This window comes from Salinispora sp. CH2A1_6, from assembly GCF_056820975.1.
Window position 1 is genome coordinate 609,165 of sequence record NZ_JBXEDG010000001.1, and the last position, 20,893, is coordinate 630,057.

At 69.5% G+C, this 20,893-nt stretch carries 14 protein-coding genes, 1 tRNA gene and 5 pseudogenes; 12 read left to right on the plus strand and 8 right to left on the minus strand.

Annotation, left to right across the window (positions count from 1 at the left end; all coding sequences use genetic code 11):
* Positions 1 to 20 precede the first annotated feature (20 nt).
* From AC1UKG_RS02870 to AC1UKG_RS02890, 5 genes and pseudogenes are all read left to right on the plus strand, one after another.
* A pseudogene (locus AC1UKG_RS02870) lies at positions 21 to 578 on the plus strand (toxin glutamine deamidase domain-containing protein); the annotation flags it as partial.
* A gap of 142 nt (positions 579 to 720) precedes the next feature.
* Positions 721 to 1,011: a hypothetical protein gene (locus AC1UKG_RS02875; RefSeq protein WP_018743332.1), complete on the plus strand. Its 291-nt coding sequence runs from the start codon at positions 721 to 723 to the stop codon at positions 1,009 to 1,011.
* Between the two features lie 182 nt (positions 1,012 to 1,193).
* Complete coding sequence (locus AC1UKG_RS02880; RefSeq protein ID WP_482641934.1) at positions 1,194 to 6,827, plus strand: C2 family cysteine protease; 5,634 nt, start codon at positions 1,194 to 1,196, stop codon at positions 6,825 to 6,827.
* A 32-nt stretch (positions 6,828 to 6,859) separates the two neighbouring features.
* On the plus strand, positions 6,860 to 8,461 hold the full coding sequence (locus AC1UKG_RS02885; protein WP_482641933.1) for a DUF6406 domain-containing protein: 1,602 nt from the start codon (positions 6,860 to 6,862) through the stop codon (positions 8,459 to 8,461).
* A gap of 23 nt (positions 8,462 to 8,484) precedes the next feature.
* Complete coding sequence (locus AC1UKG_RS02890; RefSeq protein ID WP_018743335.1) at positions 8,485 to 9,147, plus strand: hypothetical protein; 663 nt, start codon at positions 8,485 to 8,487, stop codon at positions 9,145 to 9,147.
* Positions 9,148 to 9,162: 15 nt separating this feature from the next.
* Here the strand turns inward: AC1UKG_RS02890 and AC1UKG_RS02895 are convergent, their stop codons facing one another.
* Both AC1UKG_RS02895 and AC1UKG_RS02900 read right to left on the minus strand, forming a co-directional pair.
* Positions 9,163 to 9,708 (minus strand): hypothetical protein, encoded by a 546-nt coding sequence (locus AC1UKG_RS02895; RefSeq protein ID WP_018743336.1) that lies wholly within the window; start codon positions 9,706 to 9,708, stop codon positions 9,163 to 9,165.
* A gap of 157 nt (positions 9,709 to 9,865) precedes the next feature.
* Positions 9,866 to 11,155 carry a choice-of-anchor A family protein gene (locus AC1UKG_RS02900; protein WP_018743337.1) on the minus strand — a complete coding sequence of 430 codons (1,290 nt, stop codon included), beginning with the start codon at positions 11,153 to 11,155 and terminating at the stop codon, positions 9,866 to 9,868.
* Positions 11,156 to 11,491: 336 nt separating this feature from the next.
* Between AC1UKG_RS02900 and AC1UKG_RS02905 the strand changes: the two are divergent.
* A pseudogene (locus AC1UKG_RS02905) lies at positions 11,492 to 11,848 on the plus strand (branched-chain amino acid ABC transporter substrate-binding protein); the annotation flags it as partial.
* A gap of 533 nt (positions 11,849 to 12,381) precedes the next feature.
* On the opposite strand, the gene AC1UKG_RS02910 reads toward AC1UKG_RS02905, so the two are convergent.
* Positions 12,382 to 13,017 carry a hypothetical protein gene (locus tag AC1UKG_RS02910; RefSeq protein ID WP_482641871.1) on the minus strand — a complete coding sequence of 212 codons (636 nt, stop codon included), beginning with the start codon at positions 13,015 to 13,017 and terminating at the stop codon, positions 12,382 to 12,384.
* Between the two features lie 380 nt (positions 13,018 to 13,397).
* Here AC1UKG_RS02910 and AC1UKG_RS02915 point away from each other — a divergent pair, with 380 nt between their 5' ends.
* Positions 13,398 to 13,601, plus strand: a complete 204-nt coding sequence (locus AC1UKG_RS02915; protein WP_033669282.1) for a hypothetical protein — start codon at positions 13,398 to 13,400, stop codon at positions 13,599 to 13,601.
* A gap of 198 nt (positions 13,602 to 13,799) precedes the next feature.
* On the opposite strand, the gene AC1UKG_RS02920 is transcribed toward AC1UKG_RS02915, so the two are convergent.
* The 4 genes and pseudogenes from AC1UKG_RS02920 to AC1UKG_RS02935 all read right to left on the minus strand — a co-directional run bounded on the left by AC1UKG_RS02920 (position 13,800) and on the right by AC1UKG_RS02935 (position 17,019).
* Positions 13,800 to 13,872 (minus strand) — tRNA-Arg (locus AC1UKG_RS02920).
* Positions 13,873 to 14,100: 228 nt separating this feature from the next.
* Positions 14,101 to 15,192, minus strand: a pseudogene (locus tag AC1UKG_RS02925) (IS110 family RNA-guided transposase); the annotation flags it as partial.
* Between the two features lie 357 nt (positions 15,193 to 15,549).
* Complete coding sequence (locus tag AC1UKG_RS02930; RefSeq protein WP_482641870.1) at positions 15,550 to 16,701, minus strand: hypothetical protein; 1,152 nt, start codon at positions 16,699 to 16,701, stop codon at positions 15,550 to 15,552.
* A 6-nt stretch (positions 16,702 to 16,707) separates the two neighbouring features.
* On the minus strand, positions 16,708 to 17,019 hold the full coding sequence (locus AC1UKG_RS02935) for a hypothetical protein (protein ID WP_026271428.1): 312 nt from the start codon (positions 17,017 to 17,019) through the stop codon (positions 16,708 to 16,710).
* A gap of 61 nt (positions 17,020 to 17,080) precedes the next feature.
* On the opposite strand from AC1UKG_RS02935, the pseudogene AC1UKG_RS02940 reads away from it, so the two are divergent.
* The 5 genes and pseudogenes from AC1UKG_RS02940 to AC1UKG_RS02960 all read left to right on the plus strand — a co-directional run.
* Positions 17,081 to 17,425, plus strand: a pseudogene (locus tag AC1UKG_RS02940) (hypothetical protein); the annotation flags it as partial.
* A gap of 112 nt (positions 17,426 to 17,537) precedes the next feature.
* Positions 17,538 to 17,681, plus strand: a complete 144-nt coding sequence (locus AC1UKG_RS02945; protein ID WP_482641936.1) for a hypothetical protein — start codon at positions 17,538 to 17,540, stop codon at positions 17,679 to 17,681.
* A 92-nt stretch (positions 17,682 to 17,773) separates the two neighbouring features.
* Complete coding sequence (locus AC1UKG_RS02950; protein WP_018743342.1) at positions 17,774 to 18,340, plus strand: hypothetical protein; 567 nt, start codon at positions 17,774 to 17,776, stop codon at positions 18,338 to 18,340.
* 2 nt (positions 18,341 to 18,342) lie between these two features.
* Positions 18,343 to 18,990: a nucleotidyl transferase AbiEii/AbiGii toxin family protein gene (locus tag AC1UKG_RS02955; protein ID WP_018743343.1), complete on the plus strand. Its 648-nt coding sequence runs from the start codon at positions 18,343 to 18,345 to the stop codon at positions 18,988 to 18,990.
* 714 nt (positions 18,991 to 19,704) lie between these two features.
* Positions 19,705 to 20,172 (plus strand): DIP1984 family protein, encoded by a 468-nt coding sequence (locus tag AC1UKG_RS02960; protein WP_026325504.1) that lies wholly within the window; start codon positions 19,705 to 19,707, stop codon positions 20,170 to 20,172.
* Positions 20,173 to 20,542: 370 nt separating this feature from the next.
* Here the strand turns inward: AC1UKG_RS02960 and AC1UKG_RS02965 are convergent.
* A pseudogene (locus tag AC1UKG_RS02965) lies at positions 20,543 to 20,857 on the minus strand (SitI3 family protein); the annotation flags it as partial.
* Positions 20,858 to 20,893: the final 36 nt, after the last annotated feature.

The following is a 20,893-nucleotide window of genomic DNA, read 5'->3' on the forward strand; positions in this document are numbered from 1 at the left end:
TACCCGAAACGAATCACGGGATGCCCGCTACGCGATCCGTTGGGCCGGGGAAACTGGCTCCACTGGAGGATCCGCGCTATCAGCAGGATGTCGAACTGAGCCTGCGGACGGCCGAGGGCTTTGCCTACCTGGCTGACCCGTCCACCCATCCCTACGGTCAATTGATTAATGACGGTGGACCAGCTGAGCAGGGCCGCAGCAACAACTGTCTGGACTGTTCTCTGTCCGCGTTGTCCAGCTTTTACGGTGACCCACAGGTGTCCCAGCCGCGCTGGCCGGACCTCCGTCCTGACGGCTCCATCGATAGGGAGTCGGGGGAGCGCAGTGGGCTGGACCGGGCCAAAGCCTGGCTCGGCGGTGACATTTTGGCTGCCTGGACGGGGGAGTTGCCCGGCACGCCCACGGAACGGGCGGCAGCCGTCGCGCAGCAGTACGCGCAACTGCACCAGTGGATAGCGGACGCTGGTCCCGGCGCCTCGGCGTTGGTGGTGGCCCAGTGGCTCAAGGTCGACCGGGGTACCGGTGAGCTGGCGCTGGATGAGCACGGCAACGTCCAGAGCGAGGACTCTCACGCGTTCGTGGTGGTGCACCCATACGGCGCGGCTGGGCCCGTCTGGTGGGACCCGCAGGACGGTATGACATCGCCGGAACCATCCGCCGACAATGTCGCGTACACCTACGCGCTACGGTCGCTCAACCTATCGATAGAGGGGACATCCAGTGACCGAGAACGAGGCGATGGCCCTGATCAGGCGTCTGCTGGGAACCACCAACGACATCGATCTTCATCCGTTCGAGTTCGGTTGGCTGGCCAAGGAGCAGCTGTCGGCGGAGGAGCAGGCGGCCGGGATGCACGTCGGTCATGGGAGCTTCATCATCGACCAGACGGGGATCGTGACCGCGCACATGAGCCTGCCGGTGCCGGTAATCATCAAGCGCTACATCGCGGCGCGGCGGGAGGGCCGGATCGCGGGCCGACAGGTCTGGCCGAGGGCCAACCAGCCGGGCTGAGTCCAACCGGCGCCGGGCCGACCGCAGCAAGCACGGTCGCGGACCGGTCCGCCGACTCGAGGGCTGATCAAGGGGCGGCGCAGGAGCGTTCGGGCCAGGGGCCGTCACCGGCCGCGGGCATTTCGGTCGTGCCGCCGCTGACCCCCGCTGACGTGGCCGAGCTGGCGACGATCACCCATCAGGTGCGGACGGCGAACAACTTCTCCCGTGCGGCTAACCGGCGCGAGCTCGCTGCCACTGTGGACCGCCTTGGGCTGCGCGACGGCATGCTCGGCGCGGAGCAGCGGATGGCCACCCTGCCCGCCGAGGTGCGGACTGCGCTGGCTGATGTGATCAGCCAAGCTTCGGGCCCACCGAGCGAACGTTCCCGGCTACGCCCCGATCGCCGTACCGCCGAGGCAGAGGGGCGTCCCGTCGGCCTGCCGCGGATGCGGACGTACCTCGGCACGCATTTCACCGTGAACTCGCTCCTGCTCGGCCTGGCAACGACGTTCACCCTCAACGCCGGCGGTCCCCCCGAGCTGGCCCTGATGCTGGGTGCCGGCGCGTTCGTGGGCGCCGGCACCACCGGTCCGGCGATGTGGTTGGCCAAGCGAGCGGGGCTGGCGGCCCAGGACCGTCGGGCCCGGTACGACGCCCGCCAGGAGGCCCGGACCGTGGCGGAGGAGGACGCCACCACCGCGGCGGCGCTCGCCGCCGGTACCGCCGACGTGACCTCGGCGGCTCAGGAGCTGGGTACGGCGGCCACCGGGCTCGATGGACAGGTATCGGCGGTTCAGGGGCAGCTACGCCGGGACGAGCGTAGGCATCGGCTGATGGGCTCTCCTCGCCGATTCCCGTCGACGGGCAAGGACGCATCGGCGGTGTCCGATGACAGCCCCGGAACCGGTACGACCTCGGCTGGCGTCCCGGGTGGTTCGACCGACACCGGGCTGACCCCGCGCGAGCAGGAGCGCCTTGCCGAGCTGCGTGGCCTCGCCGCACGTCACGACGGGGCGCGGCCATGGGCTCGGTTCGGCACCGGCCGGGAGATCCGGGCAGTGCTGGACAGCCTCGGGTTGCGGCAGGGAACGCCCGGCGTGGACCAGCGCCGGGACCTGGTGCCGGCAGACGTACGACCGTTCGTTGACCGCTTTGGCGACTCGCGTACGGCTGCCGTGCGGGATCGGGTCCGGGCCGCCGTTGACCGCTACCCGGCTGACGGGCAGCGTCCGAGCGCGGTGGCGCCGTGGTGGTCGTCGGTGGTGGAGAACGTGCCGAACCTGCTGACAGCCGCCACCGTGGCGGGAGTCGGTGATCTCCTCGGCCAGTTGAGACTCGGCTGGTTCGGGATCACGGGCGCGCTCGCCGCGGCGGCGACGGGGGTGGCGGTTGACCCGGTGGTCGCCCGGCGGGAGGCCGCCGCCAGGGATGCCCGGGACAGCTGGGATATCGCAAACCCCGCGATGCCGGCAGCGGCGCTGTTGTCCCAGGCCGCCGAAGCAGTCGCCGATCCGATCAGCGCGGTGACCGACCGCGCCGCCACCGCCGTGCGCCGCACTGCCGAGCTGGAGCAGCGCCTCGCCGACCTGGAGCGCCGGGTCGCCGCCTCGCAGCGGCGCGGCGGCCTCGTTGACTCGTTCCGCCGCCTGCTCTTCGGCGACCCGGCCTGGGCCGGACTGCCCGCGTCGAAGGGCACCACGCCCGGGTCAACTGGCGCCACCCCCAGGTCGACGGGTGCTACTTCCGAGTCGCGGGTGTCCACCGGCTCGGAAACATCGACGGTTCCGGCCGCCGTGCCGTCGGTCGACCCACGTGACCAGGCGTTGCTGCGACAGCTTGCTGAGCTCGCCATACGGCATGAATCCGTCGGCCCGTTGGCACGCCCGTCGGTGGCCCGGCACCTGCGGGTCCTGGTCGACCAGCTCGGTCTGCGCGAGGGGACACCGGGTGCGGAGCAGCGGCGTGAGCAGGTACCGGCCAAGCTGCGGCCGGTGGTGGAGCGGCACGGGCGGCTGAGCGTGCACAGCCGGGTGATCGAGCGGTTCAGTAGCCCGCCGACCCCGGCGACGGACAGCGCCCAACGGCCGAGCAGCGTGCGGAGCCTCCGGGTGCACGCGGTCGAGCAGACCCTCGGACCACTGGTGCAAGCCGGCACGTGGGTCGGGGTGGCCAAGGCCGTCCAGGTCGCCGCGGGGGCCGGGCCCAGCAAGATCCTGGCGGGGGGACTCCTCGGCCCGCTCCGCGACCTGCTGCTCAATCGCGCCGAGGCCCGGGTCACGGACGCCCGACGGGCCTGGGATCTGGCCAACCCGAATCCGGCGATGGAGCCGCAGGCGCGGGCGGCGAGGCTGACCGATCCGTCGGTGACGGTCGTGACCAACGCCGCCGGGCAGCTCGACGTGACATCCCGGCGCCTCGACGAGATCAACGCGACGCTGGGCCGGCTGGCGCACGAACGCGCCCCCGCCGCCGCCCCGTCCGACCCGGCCGCCGCCCCGTCCGACCCGGCCGCCACCGCGGGCACCGGGGGGACGGTGGCCGCAGCCGGTCCGGCCTTGCTGAGCAGGGCGGATGCCTGGGAGTTACAGACGGCCGCACACCAGGTGCGCACGGCGGACACGCTCTCGTTGCGGCCGGCCCTACGCGAACTGCACGCGGTGATTGACCGGCTGGGCCTGCGGGTGGGCATGCTCGGGGCAACGGACCGGATCGCGCAGCTGCCGGACGCGGCCCGGCAGGTGGTCACCGAGTTCGGCGGTGACCGTGCCGGTCGTGGGCGACAGCTCCGCACCCTCCGGGCCGAGTGGCAGACCGCCGAGAACGCGCGCCCCCCGGGCGTACCGCGCCTTCGGACCTACCTCGTCTCGAGCGCGCTGACCACCGCTGCTACCGGCGGAGTGGCCACTGCGGTAGCCATCGCGGTGGGGAGCCAACTGGCACCGGTGATCCCGATCGCCGCAGCCGCCGCCGCTCCGGTGATCGGGGCCGCGAAGTGGCACGCCATGCGGCAGGGCCTCGCCGTTGACGACCGGCGCAGCCGGTTTGACGCGCGCGGCGACGCCCGGGACGCCGCTGATCAGGTGGACCAGGTCGTTGACCGGTTGAACGAGCCCTTCGCCGAGCTGGGGCAGGCGGCCAACCGGCTCGAGGGTCAGCTCGGCGCTGCCGAGGCGGCCACCGACCAGCTGGCCGAGCGGTTGGCGGAAACCCATCGCCGGGTGGGCCTGCTCGCTCGCCTCTTCGACATCGTCGGCCTTGGGCCGGCAGCCCCGACGGGGACCCGCCCGGAAACCGGCGCGGTCCGGGAGCACAGCGGCAGCCCAGAAGGTTCTCCCGACTCCGGGCGGATCACGGCGGCGGCCGTACCGAAATCGGACTTCCACGGTCTGGGGCGACCCGTCGCCGACCCGGCTGCGGTGCTGGCCACCGCCCAGGCCGCACTGCCGCGAGTGGGTCCCTACGCGGGGGTGGACCACATCGGCCAAACCGGTCCGAGTCGCTTCGAGATCTACGCGGCCGGACGGTTTTCGTTCCGGGTGTTGCTGACCGCCGGCCCACTGGCCGATGGGGTGGTGGCCCAGACGACGCGTAACTCGGACGGGTCGTTCACGGTGACCGTCTCGGACCGGGCGGTGGACCGTGTGGTCACCCGGGCGCTCGCGCACGAGATCGCGGAGCTGGCGGCGCTGTACGATTCCCGGCAGATCTATGCCGGACCCCTCGACCCGGGGAACGTCGACGGGCTGATCGACCCGGCCGGGCTCACCCCACACGACCACGGGCGGATGGCCGAGGTGCGGCTACTCGCCGCCGAGTACGAGTCGGCCGACGCGGGTACCCGACTAGCCCTGCGCACCGAGATCGATGCCCTCGCCGATCATCTTGGCCTGCGAGCGGGGGATCCGGCGGCACCTGCCCGGTGGGCCGTCGTCCCACGGGACGTAGGCGCACAGCTGATGCGCCTGAGTACGGCCTCGGTGACGCAGGAGTCGGTAGCCAAGGTCGTGCGTGGTATCCCGGCGACAGAGGTCGAAAAGTATCGGTGGATCGATTATCGAGCCCGACTCGCCCCGGACTTCCAGGTGCCGTCGAGCGCCGAACTCCAGGCCCAGCTGCATGGACTGATGATCCAGGGCGAACAGGAGCAGGCCAGCCTGCCCCGAATGCCGGCCTACGCCGGACAGATCATCGGCCTGCCGCCGGCTCAGTTGAGCCTGATCCGGGACGTGGACCCGGAGCTCGCCGACCGGGTCGCCGCCGAAGGCGTCTACGTCAACCTGGCGGGCCGGTTTGACCTGCGCCCGTACGTGCTCGCCCACGCCCCGGAGTTCTCGCTGGCAGACTCGCGGTCCGCCTTCGACCTGGGCGCGGAGGCGGGGCGGCAGTCGCTGCTCGCGGAAGACCGGACCCGAAGCTACGTCGCGATCCGCGCCACCTTCGGCGCGCGCCCCGACGCCATGGCGCAGCTGAACGCGAATGAACTTCACTACCTGACCAACGCCCGAGCACTGGCACTGGTGCCGGGCGTCCTCGCTCGGGCACTGCACGCGCTGGTGTCCGGTGCGTTGCCGCTGGACCTGGAGGTGACCCCGACTGCCGCCGCTGGCGAGGTCACTGTGATCGCCGACCGGGTCGCCCTGCCGGCTGAGGAGCCGGATAGGCCCGCGCCGGAGTATGGCCGGGCGCGCGACCTCCGGACCGGCCGACCGGCCCCGCTCTTCGACGGGACGCCCGAGCGGGAGCAGGTGCGGCAGGGAGTTCTTGGCGACTGCGGGATGCTGGCCAGCATGGCCGCTGTCGCGGGCCACCGTCCGGAAGCGATCGCGCAGCTCTTCCAGTCAAACCCGGACGGCACCGTGGACGTGCTGCTGCACGAGAGCACCCTGCTCGCCGATTCGATCGAGCCGACCGGCCGTCGGCTACGGATCACCGTGCACCCCGACGTGCCGGTACGAGATCCGGTGAGCGGCCGGTCGGCGTACGCCGACCAGAGCGAGAACGGCAGCTCGTGGGCGTCGCTGCTGGAGAAGGCGCTCGCGGCGGTGGACCGGACCTGGAGCCTCGAACGTCACCTGCAGTGGCAACGGACCTGGACCGGATGGAAGAGCCCGAACGACCCGCTCGTGGCCGCACCGACCGGGTATGCCCGATTGAATGTCGGCAGCCATCGGCAGATGCAGGCCGAGCTTCTCACCCAGCTCACCGGAGTGCCGAGCCGCGCTGCATCCTTCGACCCGACCCCGGGGCGGGAAGTCGCCGTTGAAGCCCGGCTGGCCGCACTGCTGGCCGCCGGCAGCCCGGTGCTCACCGGTACCCGAGCGAGAGAGCGTTACCCGACAGCGATCCGCGAGAAGCTTCCGCACCGGCTCGTCCCCGGACACGCCTACGAGGTGGTGGCGGTCGGCGACGGCTTGGTGCAGTTGCGTAATCCCTGGAATACGAGGCACCCGACGCCGATGACGGTGCGGGAGTTCCTTGATCTGATGAGTGAGGATGTCGCGTACCTGGAGCCGCCACCGACCCCGGCGACTCCGCCCACCGCGCTGGTCCAGTCCTCCCACCCGCACACCCTCGGGCGGACCTTGGTGGAGGAGCTGGGGTATGCCTTCGCCTACTACGCCCTGTCCGCCGCCGACGGTACGGTGATTGGCTTGGCGGTGTCGGAGTCGTCTGCGCGGGGGGAACGCACCCGGCGCTGGACGGTGCCGGGGGCGCCACCCGTTGTGGGCAGCGTGCTGCCGGTCGGCCGGGTCGAGGCCGAGCGGATCGCGTCGGAGGTGCTCGGTTTCACGCTGCCTGACGAGGCGGCACTGCACGACATGCTGGAGGGGTGATCGTGCCGACACAACAGCGGGGAGGAGAGCCGTTGCGCTCCTTTACGGACAGGACGTACATCCAAAACAACACACCGTCGGACATCGGGCCGGCCCGGCTCGGCGTCGGGTGGCTCAACGAGGGTCCTCCGGTCCGCGCGGAGATCATCGTGATGCCCCTCTGGTCTGAGGAGTCACCTGGATACGAGGTGGTCCTGGGCGAGACCTTCCCGGTGGGGGAGGAGACCTGGCGCTTCGCGGACGTCGACATGAAGAACGCGGACGAGTGGCACGTCATCGTCCGGCGGGTCGACGAGCACGAGGTGATGACGCCACCGACTGGCCGGGTCTGGAAATCCGCCCGGCTGCGCCCCTACGGGCAGCTCGACGAGGCGCAGCTTCAGGCGGTGGAGGCCGAGCTCGGCACGGCATTGCCGGCGGACTACCGCGGTTGGCTGAGGGAGAGCAACGGGGCGCAGCCCGAAATGGAACATCACATCCCCGGTCGGCCGTTTCTGCTCATCCCGGAACGCCCCCTGCTCGGTGTGCATCCGCAGCATCCGTCACTGGACCTGGTGCGCGCCCAGCGTGAACATCGGGATCCCTGGCTGTCGTCGGACTGGTTGGTGATCGCGAACCTGGTCGGGGGCCTCCTGGTGCTCTCGCTGCGGGCGCACCCCGTGCCGGGTGAGGGCATCTACTTCCTGCCCGACACCGGATTGAGTGGACCGATTGGTCCCGAGGGTGCCGTAGGGCGGGAACAGCACCTCGTTCCGTTGGCTCGCTCGATGGGATACTTCCTCGGCCGGATCACTCCGGTCGATGTCTCCGACCTGTCGCCGGCCGAGATCATCTGGCCGGGACAGCCCGGCCACTCCGCACAGGAGGCGCAGTCGCCACGGGCCCTCCGCCCGGAGGACTATCCCCCGCCGGTGACCCTCCGCCCGGAAAGGCAACCGCCGTCGGTGGATCGGCCGCAGGAGCACGCGCCGTTGGCCGTCCTGCCGGACAGCCGACCGCAGGCCGCGGAGACTCCGCCCGGGCCGGCCCAGCTGCTGCCGGTGGGGCAGTTCTTCGGCACCTTCTACCCGACAGCCGGTTCGCCCGAACGCATCCACCGGGTCCGTCTCGGCGCGGAGGTGTGGGAGTTGGACGACCAGCGCTTCACTCTCTGGGCGCTGGCGCACGGAGCTGGTGCCCAACCGGCCGAGCAGCCCCGGACCGTCTCGGCGGTACGCGACGCGGCGGCCGGCCAACTGCCCGGCGTCGACACCGGGCCACTGCTGGACGGGCTGATGGCCGAAGGGCTCCTCGTCGAGGTCGCCCCGGTGGAAGCGGTGGAGTTCGCGCGCCGGCACCGGGTTGGCGCCCGTCTACTCGGGCTGGGTAACAGCGCCGAGGAGCCCTGGCTCTGGTCGATCGGCTTCTTCGAACACCCGATGGTGAAGGTGACGCGCCCCGTTTTCAACCTGTGGGAGCGGGCCCCGTCAGGGGAGAGCCTCTGGGCGATGTGCCAGGCGCTCGCCGCCGAAGAACGGGAGGCCAACGCCACCGAGCCAGACCTGTTCGACCCGGAACGGATGCTCACCGCGTTCCTGCAGGACATCCACCAGCTGCTCGTGGCCAGCGTCATCTACCTGGAGCCGCTGCCGTGACCGACACGACGAGGAACCCCACGATGGTCGAGCCGTTGATCCTGCCGGTGGGGCGCTACACCGGGGAGTTCTTCCCGAGCGTCGGCGCCCCGATGAAGTACAACGCCCTGAGCATCGGCCGGTTCTCGATAACCATGCCCGACCCGGAAGCCTTCGGGGTGTGGGCCGCGGCGCACTGCCCGGTGGACCGGCCCGGCGAGACCTGGAATCGGGCCGCGGTGATCGAGGCCGCCGAGCAGATCGGTGTGGTCGACCCGAATCGATTCGTCACGGAGTTCCTGGAGGAGGGCCTCCTGCTGGAGGTCGACCTGGACGCCCCGGATCTGGAGGACTTCGCTCGCGCGTACCGGGTGCTGCCGCTCATGGTGTCGTTGGGTAACACCCCGGAGGACCCGCTGAACTACGGCATCGGAATCTTCGGTGCCGCCCCGGTGCTGCGGCTACCGGCGTTGGCCCACGACGTGTGGCAGTGGAGCAGCACCGGCGCCAACCTCTGGGAGGTCTGCACGGCGTTCGCCGACGCCGGCGCTCGAGCGGAGGTGGCGGATGCTCGCGAACACAACCCCCGGCATGTGCTGCGTGAGTTCCTGACCACCCTGCCCCTGCTGGTCGGGGCGTTCGCCGCCTGCCTGGACGAGGCCCGCCGCGAACCGGCTCAGCCGATCGGTGGCAGCATCCCGGTGTAGGTGTCGCGAACCGGCTCAACCGACCGGCGGCAGCATCCCGGTGTAGGCGTCGCGAACCGCGGCCAACCGGTCGCGCCGGAAGCGGCCCGGGTCCCGTCGGTGTAGGTCTCGTCCCCGTTCGCTGGTGAAAGCGCTGGCCGGCACGGACTCCGCGCCGGGTGGGACGAACTTGAGCACCTCGTCAAGGGCCGCTACGGCCCGGAACAGCGTCGCCTGGGCCCGCTGCCCCGCCTCCGCGGTCGCCCGGCCCGCCGGCACCAACCTGGCGTACGCGTCGGCCGCCCAGAGCCACTCGCCGGGGTCGAGGAGCTGCGACGGCTCGGCCGCCCCGTAGTGGAACCCGCCGGACGGGGCCAGAGTGGGCTCGGCGGGCAGTCGGAAGGTGAACTCGCGGGCTCGGCCGCAGGCAGGGCAGGGGCCGCTGTAGCGGGCCGCCAGGTCGCCGTCCTCGAGCGCCACGACCGCGCTCTGCCGGTCGAACCGTGCCTCCCCGCAGGTGCAGGGCCGTAGGTCCATGTAGAGGTGCGCCTCCGCGTTCGTGCGACTCGCAGGCAGGATCATGCGCTACACCGTACCGATGCTGGTGCTCAAGAGAGCCCCGCGCCAGGTGGCGGTCGTCGCGGACCGGTGCCACCTGGCGCGTTCCCGGGTCGGTTACGGGGTGGTGGGACGGCGGGGTTGGTGTCGGGGCGGCATTGGCTGCTGCCCCGACACGCGCTCAGCTTCCGGCGGTGCGCCGTCGCCGGTGTGCGAGACCGAGCGTGAGGAGGAGGGCGGTGCCTGTCAGCACGGCCAGGCCGCCGGTGAAGAGCATGGACCCGCTGGACGAGCCGGTGATGGGTAGGCCGGTCCCGGTCGGGCTTGGCGTGACGGTCGGGGTCATCGTCGGATCGGCGGTCGGCGTGCCGGTCGGCGTCACCGTCGGGCTGGCCGTCGGGGAACTGCTGTCGCAGGCGAGCGTCGTGCTGAAGGGGAAGTCGTGGATTTCCCCGCCGCGGTGCTCCAGGGTGCGCGCGATGATGCTGCCCTCGGTGTTGCTCTGGTCAAGATCGGTGAAGTCGGCGCGGGGTGCGTAGATCGTTCCTTCGACCGTGGCGCCGCCGGGCGCCAGGGTGAGGGCGGCGGCGGTGGGGAAGTTGAACAGGATGAATCGTGCTTCGGGCCCGCCGATGCCGGCGAAGTTCGGTGCGGTCCAGGCGAAGGTGTCCCCCGCGTCGGTGGTGCTGACGTTGACCAACAACGGGCTGCTCGCGGTCGGCTGGTCGGCGAAGGTCAGGATGCCGATGTTGTCCAGATCGGCCGAGGTGATGTTGAGTACGTTGGTGGTGTTCGCGTTCAGGTTGATGACGGCGTTGGTCCCGGGCGGGATGGGGGAGGAGATCGGGTCGCCGTTCGGGGCCCGCAGCACGACGGTGTTCTGGCATGTTGCGAGCTCGGTGGAGTTTGACCGGAAGGTCTGGAACGCCTCCGCGAAGTCGATCACCGAGACCGGCCCGACACTCGGTACCGACTGGTTGGTGACGAGTTCGATCCGGGGCGAGGCGTCGTAGTCGTTGGCCGGCAGGATTCGGGTATTGGCCGGTACGTTGTTGTTGTCAAAATCCCGGACGAAGGTGTCGTTCAGGTTTCCGATCTTCGCGTACCCGTTCTGCAGGACTTGGAGGCGGGTGGCGGGCTGACTGTTCACGAAGTCCACCTGCCCGTCCACCACGAGCGCCGTCGGGTTGTTCTCGCCGGGGGCGAAGAAGTTTCCCGCGCTCACCGTGGCCAACTGGTACTGCGAGAATACGAGGTTCCCGCCGACGGCGAGCGTCCCCTCGTTCTCCGTACCGACCACATTCGCGTTTCCCTCCGTCATGACCAGGAATCCTTGGGTGGCCTGGACGGGGTCGATCGGGCCGACGGGCGCGGCACTGACCACGTTGCCCATCATCACGAGTGCGGTGGCGGCGGCGACCGCGGCGGTCGCGGCGGCGCGGGTAGTAACCACCTTTGCGCTCTTGTTCATGATTTCCCATCACATTGACGACTATTTGCCCTACTCGGAGATAATAGGCGGCAAATGGTCGATTCATGTGTCTTGACCTGCCCGGGCCTGTCGAGCCGGGACCGCGTGGCACCAAGCCGCGAGCAGCGCGCCCGACCGCGCCCACCGGGGCTGCATGCCCGTGCGAGAGTGCGCCGGCTCCGACTAGGTGCTTGTCGAGGTTGGTGCTGGCAACCAGATATGACGCCGGATCGAATTAGCCCGCAAACGGCGTGAGTGACGACTTAGCGCACGGTGCGGGTCGCCTTTGCCTCGGGGTGTGCACGGAACTCCTGCAACTGGAGGGGATCTACAGCCGTGAGGCGTAAGTACATACCGGCGCTCGGCGCCGTTGGGTTGTCGGCAGCCCTCGTTGCCGCGACGGGCTGTCAGGCGGCGGAGGACGACACCGCCGGTAGCAGTGACTGCGGTGGCAAGATCGCCATGTTCGGTGCCTACAGTGGCCCGAACTCGGGTCTGGCGCTACCGGCGCTCAAGAGTGCCCAGCTTGCGGTGAAGCAGCACAACGAGGCGAACCCGGGCTGCGACGTGACCCTGCAGGAGTTCGACGCCAAGGGGGACCCGACCGAAGCCACGCCGGTCGCGAACTGGGTCGCCGGCGACGATGGCGGTCTACGAGGCGGCCGAGATGGTGGTCGATTGGTGGCTGACCTGCGCGCCAACACCTTGGGCAGCGATCCAACGGCGCGGGTCACAGTCACCGTCACGTATGGCGGCGGTGGCGATCGGGTACTTGCCCCTGATCGTGCTCGGTCGAGGAAGGGGGTTCGCTGGGCGTGAGTGAAATGATCGATGCCGTCGAGCGGGGCAGGATCTTTCGTGGTGAGCGCCTGTGGCGGCACAACACTGCACAGGTCAATCGGTCAACGCCGGAATCCATCCGCTGCTCAGGTCGCGCTTAAGCTGACCTTCGAGGTACCCCCGGCAGGAATCGAACCTGCGACACACGGTGTAGGAAACGAGTAAAGAAGGGCTCGCCACAGGGCTTCTGACCTGCACAGGTGGGGCGATCTCGGCCACTCCTGCTCATGATCAGTCCACGTATAGTCCGTGGCGGCGGCAGTGTGCCGTCGGGCCGGTAGTCGCGGGCCCGTCGCCAGGCAGCGCCTGACCGAGGGGCCGGTGGCGTGACAGGGGCTCGCCCCCGGTCGCCTCCCACGGGGATGGAGACGCGCCGGGGCGAGCGGCTACAGGGGGCGGGTCAGCTCCGGCCGGGGGCGTGGCCCTTGCGTGCCGCGGTGAGCCGCCCACGCCTGGGCGGCCTCCGCCAGTTGCCTTCGGTGGGGGACTGGGTTTTCGCGTCGGCGTTGCTCCCACAGGTCCGCGAGCGAGGACGCGAAGACTTCGACGGCCTCGGGGGATGCCTGCTTCCAGGGCGGGATCTGATCTGCCCAGGATTCGGCTTGTGCTGGCGTGTGGCCTGCCCGGATGAGTCGGACGATCATCAGGGCAGTGTCGGTCCACGCCGCACCCCTGATGGGCATGGACCAGTCAACGAGACGCACCACGCCTCGACCGACAAGGAAGTTGAACGGCGTGACATCGGTGTGGCAGAGGGTATCGCCGTCAACGAGGTGGGGGGCGATTCTGCCCTGCCATCGGACGGTGGCGGGCTGGACGCGAACTGGCGGGCAGGGCGTCAGCGCATGGGACAGCCCTGTCAGAGCATCGGCGATAGCCGGTAGGTCGGCCGAGCCGGGCGATAGGTCCGGGTGTCGGCCCTCCGCGTGGTCGAATCCGAGGGCCAGCCAGCCCTCGGATTCGACGACCCACCGTAGTCGCGGTGCCGTGTCCGGGAGGCACGGATTGACACGCGCTTCCATGCGATGCATCCGGGACATGGGGTGAGCGGTCCGGATGGCCTTGCAGAACACCGGCCCACAGTCGGTGCGCAGGGTGGCGGCGACCTCCGAGGTGGCGCCGGTTGTGGCGGAGCGTGCTGCTCGGACCGGGCCAGTATGGGCCTCGATGCTACGTCGCACCGAGGGGGGGTAGATCGCTCCAGTGGTGGTCGGGCAACCCGCTCCCGTGCTGACTGCGGTGGCTTGAGTTCCTTGGAGCGTAGGCCGTGGTAATCAGCACGGGCGTGTGCGATCAGCGTGTCGGGCTATCGTGGCATCCCGCGTGGCACTGCGTGCAGTCGGCGGCAGTGGCGCTGGCGTTGACGCGCCACAGCGCCGCATCTACCTGGTAACCAGCGGCGGTGATGGCGGCGACTGCGCGGGACAGGGGCACTGGTCCATCGGTCGGGTTGGTCGGCCATCCGCTGCCATCCTCCGAAGTCGCCGCGCGAGCTGGGCACTCCGTAGATGTGCTGCTCAAGGTGTACGCCAAGTGCATCGATGGCCAGGAGGCCAGAGTCAACCAGCGCATCGAGGAGGCGTTGGACGACGACTCGGATGGGTAGGCTCGGCCGGACCCCGGAGAATCCACGTGGCGTCCACCGCGGCCCGTCTGAGCTGCGGAAACGGCTTCAAGATCAATCCACAAATAGTCCACGGGCAGCGACAAACAGCGGCTTTCAGTGACCTACGCCTGCACACGTGTGCTAATAGAGGGGCGTATGTATTGCCAGCTCAGATAGCGTTTCGGCTGGTCTTCGAGGTGCCCCCGGCAGGAATCGAACCTGCGACACACGGTTTAGGAAACCGTTGCTCTATCCCCTGAGCTACGAGGGCGCGGGCGCCCAGTCTAGCGACCCGGGGGATCACGTGGGGTGGCAGGGAGTGGCCCACGTTCACCCACGTCACCCGGACCCCTGTTGTTGCAGCCCAGGAGCGCACCCCGGAGTCTCTACGCGGGTTGGCACGCCGCCGCCTCTGCTGATCTTGGTTGTTTGGGCTGTAGGGGGTCTGGTCGCGGATGCAGGCCCAGAGGACGTTGAGGCGTTGTCTGGACAGGGCGGCGGTGGCTTGCCGGTGGGTCTTTCCTTCGGCTCGTTTCTTGTCGTAGTAGGCGCGTGACCGTGGGCAGTGGGTCAGGGCGGTGAAGCTGGACATGCTGAACACCCGACGCAGACCCCGGTGGTAGCGATGGGGCCGAACCTGATGCCCCTGCCTGCGGCCGGAGTCGCGGGAGATCGGTGCGAGGCCCGCGTGCGCGGCGAGTGCGGCGGCGCTTGGGTAGGTGGTGAGGGTGCCGGCGTGGGCGAGGAACTCGGCGGCGAGGGCGGTGCCGATGCCGGGCAGGCTGGTGACGATCTCGCCCAACTCATGCTCCGCGACGATGCCGGCGATGGTTTCCTCGAGGGCGGTGATCCGGTCGTTGACCGCTTCCAGGTCGGCCGCCATCTGCGCCACGATCCCGGCCGCGGTGGTCTCCCCCGCGACAGTGACGGTCTGCGTCCGGGCGGCGGTGAGAACTTTGACGGTCAGCGCCATGGCGGCCCGGACACCGTGCTGGCGCAGGTGGGTCAGGATTCGGGCTTCACCGGCACGGCGCAGCCCGGCGGGGGTCTGCCACTGCTCGAGGAGCCGCAGCGCACCCTTGCTGCGCAGGTTCAGTGTCTTCTCCAGGGCGGGGCTGATCATGGTGAGGAGGTCCTGGATGCGGGCGGTGATGCGGACTCGGTCGGCAACCAGGTCCAAGCGGCGGGAGACGAGCAGCTTCAATCGCTGCTGCACCTCGTCGGCTAGGGTGAGGGTTGGTAGATCGTTGCGCATGCGCAGGGTCTGGGCGATGACGTAGGCGTCGTGGGCGTCGGTTTTGCGTTCGCCGTGGAACGCCTCCGCCATCCGCGAGGTGACCGTGCCGCTGACGTAGCGTACGTCCGCGCCGCGGTCTAACAGCACCGCTAGCAGCAGCGAGGCGGGTCCGCCGCGCAGGTCGACGGCCCAGCGGATCGGCTTGCGGCGTTTGCCGAGCCGTCCGGCGATGCCGGAGATGGCCTGCTGGTCGTTGGGGATCTTCTCAGATAAGACTACGGTGCCGTCGTCGTCGACGACGCACACGTGGTGGTGGGTCTTGCCGACGTCGACGCCGGCCCACAGACTGCCCATCGGGCATCACCCTCTTCGGTTGTCTGGTCAAGGGGCGTGGACCCGCCGCGGTTCAGTAGTCACAACTTCGGAAAGGGCGATCGGTCGCAAGTCTCCATCCAGTGCTGATACAGCGGTCGTCAGCGAGGGCCGGGGCGTCCTACTCCAAGCTGGCCATGACATCGGCAGCACATACCCAGACAGTCACCCGACCCACCAGGTCCACACGGCAAACGACACACCTCGATGTCCGGTTGCGGGTCCGACGGGACACCCGGAGCCACCACGGCCGACGTCCGGGGCGTCGCGCCGACGACGCCGGGGGCAGCCCACGATCTTGCGCGCCTCGGCGATGGTCACCGGACTGTGAACCAAGCGTCAGGTGTCGAGGCCTGCGAGGTTGAGGCGTTCGAGCAGGCTGGGCTTGCGGGCGTGCACCGCCCGTAGCTCGGCTAGCCGGTGCTGGAACGACGAACCGTCCCCACCGCGTTCACTGAGTTCGCGCAGGTCGACGAGGAGTTGGACGGCGGTGTCGTACTCGCGGGGTTTCTTCGTGGCGATGAGTTCGTCGACCCGCTGCCAGACGGCGGGTTGGTCGACTGCAAGGGTGTCGAGGTGCCGTTGCCGGGCTGCTGCGGCGGACCGTTCCCGGCGGACCCGGTCGCGTTCACGCTGCTCGGCGTCCCGTCGTTCCCGTCCGGCGCGTAGGTCAGCGGCGGAGGCGAGCAGTTGACCGGCGGTACGGACGGCCGTCGGGGTGGACGCGTCGGCGGGATGCGCGTCCCGGTAGCGGCGCAGTAGTCGGCTGCGCAGGTGGCTGTTGCCGCCAGTGATCAGGTCGGTCAGGATGGCGTCCTTGTCCCGGCCGGGCAGTCCGACGACCCAGGTGCGTAGTTGCGCAGTGGTCGGTTCACCGGAAGCGGCCGGCGACGATCCGGCCGCTGCAGTCGCGATCAGGTCGGGGTCGATGCGCAGGAACTCGGCGACAGCGGTAAGGGCCGCGTCGAGGGTGCCCAGTCCGGCGGGGACGGGAGGTTCAGGCTTGTCGTCGGCGATCTCCTCGGACTGTACGCAGCGCAGCCAGGCCAGATAGAGCAGGCGCAGGTCGCCGGCGGCGAGGCCGGCTCGGACCGGGATGATCGAGGTGAGCAGGCCGTGGCCGTCGAGGTCCCACTCGTCGTCGCCGTCCTCGTCCTCATCATGGAGGTCGATGATGACGTGCGTGTCTGCGGTCCACGCGGATGTGCGTGCACCCTGGCAGTACCGGGCGACGGTGGCGGGGTCGAGCACGTGCTTCGGCAGCCGGAGCATGAGCTGGCGGGTGCCCCAGTTCGCCAGGTACAGGTGCGCGTCGAAGTACCGTTCCATCAGCGTGCGCGGGTTGCCCTTGAAGTTGCCCCACTCGTAGGTGTTGACGAAGCTGGTGGCGGTGATGTCGGCCCGGGTGGACAGCGACCGCAGCTCGGCCCGCTCCCGGCCGGTGAGGGGCCGGTCGACGGCGGTGAACTCGTAGTACTGGTACTCGCTCATCGCGGCCTACCTTCCGGCCCAGTGCCGGTAGGCGTCGATCCACCCGGCACCGTCCGGCATAGGGGTGGGTAGCGAAAGGTCGAGTAGGCCGACCCGTTGCCGGTGGCGGCCTCGGGCGCAGACCGCGACGATGCTGTCCGCGGCCAGCTCGATCTTGCCTACGGTGACCTCGACGCCGAGGACGGTGGTGGTGAACGGCACCGCCAGGTGCTCCTCGATCATGGCGAACAGGCCGGCGCGCTCGTCCTCGTGACCGTCCGTGTCGACGGTGGCTTCCTCGATCATCGCCTCCAGCGCGGCGTTGCCCTTCGATGCCATCGGCGGAGGATAGCGGACCGGTGCCGGGATGTTCGACGCCCGATGCGCGAGGATGGTCGGCATGGGTTCGGTGGCCGAGTTCGTCGATCTTCGGCGGGTGGTAGAGAGGTTACGGGCGGAGAACACCCGGCTGGGACGTCGACCTGGACGCGCCCGGCGCACTCGCCGAGGTGCACCGAAGGCTGGCCCTCGACGAGTCCCGCAACACCCACAGATCGCCGACGATGCCGGCGCGGCCCTGACCCGCGGTCGCAACTGTCTCGTGCTGACTCGCCGGGTCGCCCAGGTCGAGGCACTCACCGCCCTGCTCGCCGCACGCGGACATCAGGCGTTTGTGCTCCAAGGCGCGATGAGCACCAGCGAACGGCGGACCGTCTTTGACCAGCTCGACGGCGCCAAGACCGGCGATGGCCTCCTCGTCATCGGCACCACACCGTTCATCGGCGAAGGCTTCGATGCCCCGTCCTCGACTCTCTTTTCTTCGCCGGCCCGATCTCCTACGACGGCCTACTCGTCCAATGCGGCGGCCGCGTCATCCGCGCCGCGCCGGCAAGGACCTCGCCGAGGTCCACGCCTACCACCACCCGGCCACACCCGTCCTCGCCGCCTCACTCCCACGTCGCATGCCCGGATACCAGGCCCTCGACTTCACCAGGACATGAGCGCATCCCATTGCGATCCTCACCTGGTCCGTCGGCTACAGAGATACGACGTGGGCCAAGCGTGCTGGGCCTAGCCTGGTAGGCTAGCAGTCATGGGCCGGTTCTCCGAGGATGAGCTGCATACGGTTGTTTCCCGGTACGAGGCGATGCGGGCGCAGGCATTGACCGAGCGGGACGAGCAGCTGCGGGCGTTTCACGCGGCCGGGTGGCGGCCGGTGGATCTGCAGCGGGTCACCGGGTACAGCCGGGAAACGATCCGTCAGGCACTACGACCGGAAGTCCGGCGGGCGACCAACCTCAACCGACGCCGGACCCCACTCCGGCCGCCGGCGGACTACCGACCCTACGGCGACCGGAAGCCCTACGTGATCGCCGAAACCCTCACCGCGCTGCACGGCCCCACCAAGGGCGTGGTGACGCTTCCGCGTCACCTCGACTGGTCCGGACACGCCGAGTACGACCTGAACCGGCCCGCACGCCTGGCCAGCATGTACAAGGTAGTGCTCACCGAAGCCAGCACCGTCGAGGATCTGCACACCTGGCTCAATGCCGACCTCCTCCGGCGACTCTGGCCCACCCTCTGGCTGCCACCGCAGCTCCGGCAGCGCTGGGAGGACGCCTTCCCCGAACTCGCCGCGACCCGCAGCAACGCGGCGTAGCGGTGGACCCCTTCCACGAACGCCTCGCCCGTGCCGGGCTCGGGGCGGCCGATCGATACGGCTTCGCGCTGGCCGGCGGTTACGCGGTCCAGGCCGCCGGGCTTGTCGAGCGGCCCAGCGAGGACGTCGACCTGTTCACCGCCTGGGACCGCCGCGACGAGTTCACCGCCGCGGTCGTCGCCGTCGTGCACGCCTACCGCGGCGACGGCCTCACCGTCGAGACCGAGCGGCAGTACGACACCTTCGCCCGGCTGGCCGTCACCGACGGTATCCGGGTTTCCAAGGTCGAACTCGGCGTGGACTGGCGCGCCAACGAACCGATCCTCATGGCGATCGGACCCGTACTCCACCCCGACGACGCGGTCGCGAACAAGATGAGCGCCCTCTACGGACGAGCGTTCGCCCGCGACTTCATCGACATTGACGCCACCCTCCGATCCGGCCGCTACACCCGCGACGCCCTCCTCGCCCTCGCGCAGCGCGCCGACCGCGGTTTCGACCCGCGTATCTTCGCCGACGCCCTCGGACAAGCCACCCAGCTCGATCCCGACGACTTCGCCCAGTACGGCGTCACCGGCCCAGCGCTGGACGATCTCCGAAGCCGATTCGCCCAGTGGCGCCGCGAACTGCTCGACGACGAGAGAGGGTGACTCGGCTTCCGACTCACAGCAACGTTGAGCCCGCACCCATAGGGCCCGAAACGTTCCAGCTGATCTTCGGCAAGCGATCGCAGCGAGCCCGCGAAGCGACCGGCACCCAACGGGTGGCGACAGGAAAGCCGCAGGTCATCAGCTTGCGAACATCGGCGGAGCGTCCGGTTAGGAAACCGTTGCTCTATCCCCTGAGCTACGAGGGCGCGAGCGCCCAGTCTAGCGACCCGGGGGGTTCACCTGGGGTGGCAGGGAGTGGCCCACGTTCACCCGCGTCACCCGGCCCCCTGTTGTTGCAGCCCAGGAGCACACCCCGAGCACACGTACCCCGGGTTGCGACCGGCGGTCGGCCGCGGTGGCCCGTGTTGGCATTGGTTCACCCGGGTTGGCATCCGCTGGGGAGCACACACCGCGCACATCATCGAGGGTCGCGGGTTCCCGCTCCCGGCGAACTGGCCCTGGCTGCCCGGGAGGCCATGCCCGGCGGTGACGGTGCCGGGCTTCGAGTGCCGAGGTGGGAAGTGACCCGATCTGGGGCGAGCGTGGGGAGGGTCAGTGGTGGGGCATGTCGTTGTCGCGAGATGTCGTACTGACTCTGGTTGGGGTTGCGCCGCCGCATCCGCTGATGGGGGTAGCGGCGGTGGGCGTCCGGCTGCCAACCCGTCAGCATTAATGGGGCAGCGGTGCTGATCTTCGTTGGTCACAATGGTGCCCATGAAGCTTGCTGAGGCATTGGCGCTGCGTTCGGACGCGGCGCGCCGCGCCGAACAACTCCGTGCCCGCATTACGGCTAGCGCCCGCTATCAGGAGGGTGAGACGCCAGCTGAGGACGCCTCGGCGCTCCTCGCGGAGGCGGGCGAGGCGCTCGGTGAGCTGGAGTCGTTGATCCGGCGGATTAACCGCACCAACGCTGCCACCGTCGTACGGGAGGGGGGCACACTTACCGACGCGCTCGCGCGTCGCGATGTGCTCCGGCTGCGGCACAGCGTGGTCACGTCCGCTGCGGACGCCGCTGCGGGTGAAGGTCAGCGTGGGTATCGGCAGCTGCGTTCGGAGTTGACGATGGTTCCGGCGCTGTCGGTGAGCGAGTTGCGCGGGCAGGCTGACGACCTCGCCCGGCAGTTACGCGAGGTGGACACGTTGATCCAGCGGACGAATTGGGAGGTCGATCTGCTCGACTGATGTTGCGGAGCAGGTAGCCGACGTGGAGGCGTGCACGTACCCGCGAGCCGGCGGGCAATCCGGCTCACTCCTGGCGCGCCGAGGGCAGGCGCAGGGGTTCGATTCCCCGGTATACATCGCATGCCCAGCACAGCACACAGGTGACGGCGCACAGGGCACGGCACACCACCGGGTGCAGATCCACGACGGTGAGGGCGGGACAGGGGACTTCCGCAATCTCGTACGACAGGGCTGGCTGCCATGACCTCGGCAGGGGATGCGCGGCTCCTGCGCGGAGCCATGCGTCTTCGCCGAGGGCAGCGCCACGAAGGCTTACGCCTTGCGGAGGTGGCGCTCTGAGTTGGGCCGGCGAGGATGCCGTGGAAGTGGCTCAGCGGAGGATCATGCCTTTGACGTCGTAGTTGTGCCACCAGGTTGGCCGGTGTTCGCGTAGTTGTCCCGTGACTCGTGTCAGTAGGAGCCAGTTGCCGTTGAGCACGAACGCGGCGTCTTCCGGCCGGTTGGTGAGGACACGGGCCACGGCCGACATGATTGTTGGGACCACGTCTTCGGGTGGGTTGTTCTTGCGTAGGTCGAAGATGATGTTGGTGTAGGTGTCGGGTTCCCATTCCCACTGGGTGCCGTCGTCGTCTTCGGCGTCGAAGTAGCCGTTGCTGCCTGCGGAAACGGTGACGGTGTAGGTGAATCCAAATCTTCGATCCAATGCGGTGCGTTCTGGTGC

Bases quoted from the DNA above. Each gene is read 5' to 3' on its own strand.
- AC1UKG_RS02890 (WP_018743335.1), top strand. From the start codon at position 8,485: ATGGTCGAGCCGTTGATCCTGCCGGTGGGGCGCTACACCGGGGAGTTC.
- AC1UKG_RS02895 (WP_018743336.1), bottom strand. From the start codon at position 9,708: ATGATCCTGCCTGCGAGTCGCACGAACGCGGAGGCGCACCTCTACATG.
- AC1UKG_RS02900 (WP_018743337.1), bottom strand. From the start codon at position 11,155: ATGAACAAGAGCGCAAAGGTGGTTACTACCCGCGCCGCCGCGACCGCC.
- AC1UKG_RS02910 (WP_482641871.1), bottom strand. From the start codon at position 13,017: ATGGAAGCGCGTGTCAATCCGTGCCTCCCGGACACGGCACCGCGACTA.
- AC1UKG_RS02930 (WP_482641870.1), bottom strand. From the start codon at position 16,701: ATGAGCGAGTACCAGTACTACGAGTTCACCGCCGTCGACCGGCCCCTC.
- AC1UKG_RS02935 (WP_026271428.1), bottom strand. From the start codon at position 17,019: ATGGCATCGAAGGGCAACGCCGCGCTGGAGGCGATGATCGAGGAAGCC.
- AC1UKG_RS02945 (WP_482641936.1), top strand. From the start codon at position 17,538: ATGCGGCGGCCGCGTCATCCGCGCCGCGCCGGCAAGGACCTCGCCGAG.
- AC1UKG_RS02950 (WP_018743342.1), top strand. From the start codon at position 17,774: ATGGGCCGGTTCTCCGAGGATGAGCTGCATACGGTTGTTTCCCGGTAC.
- AC1UKG_RS02960 (WP_026325504.1), top strand. From the start codon at position 19,705: ATGAAGCTTGCTGAGGCATTGGCGCTGCGTTCGGACGCGGCGCGCCGC.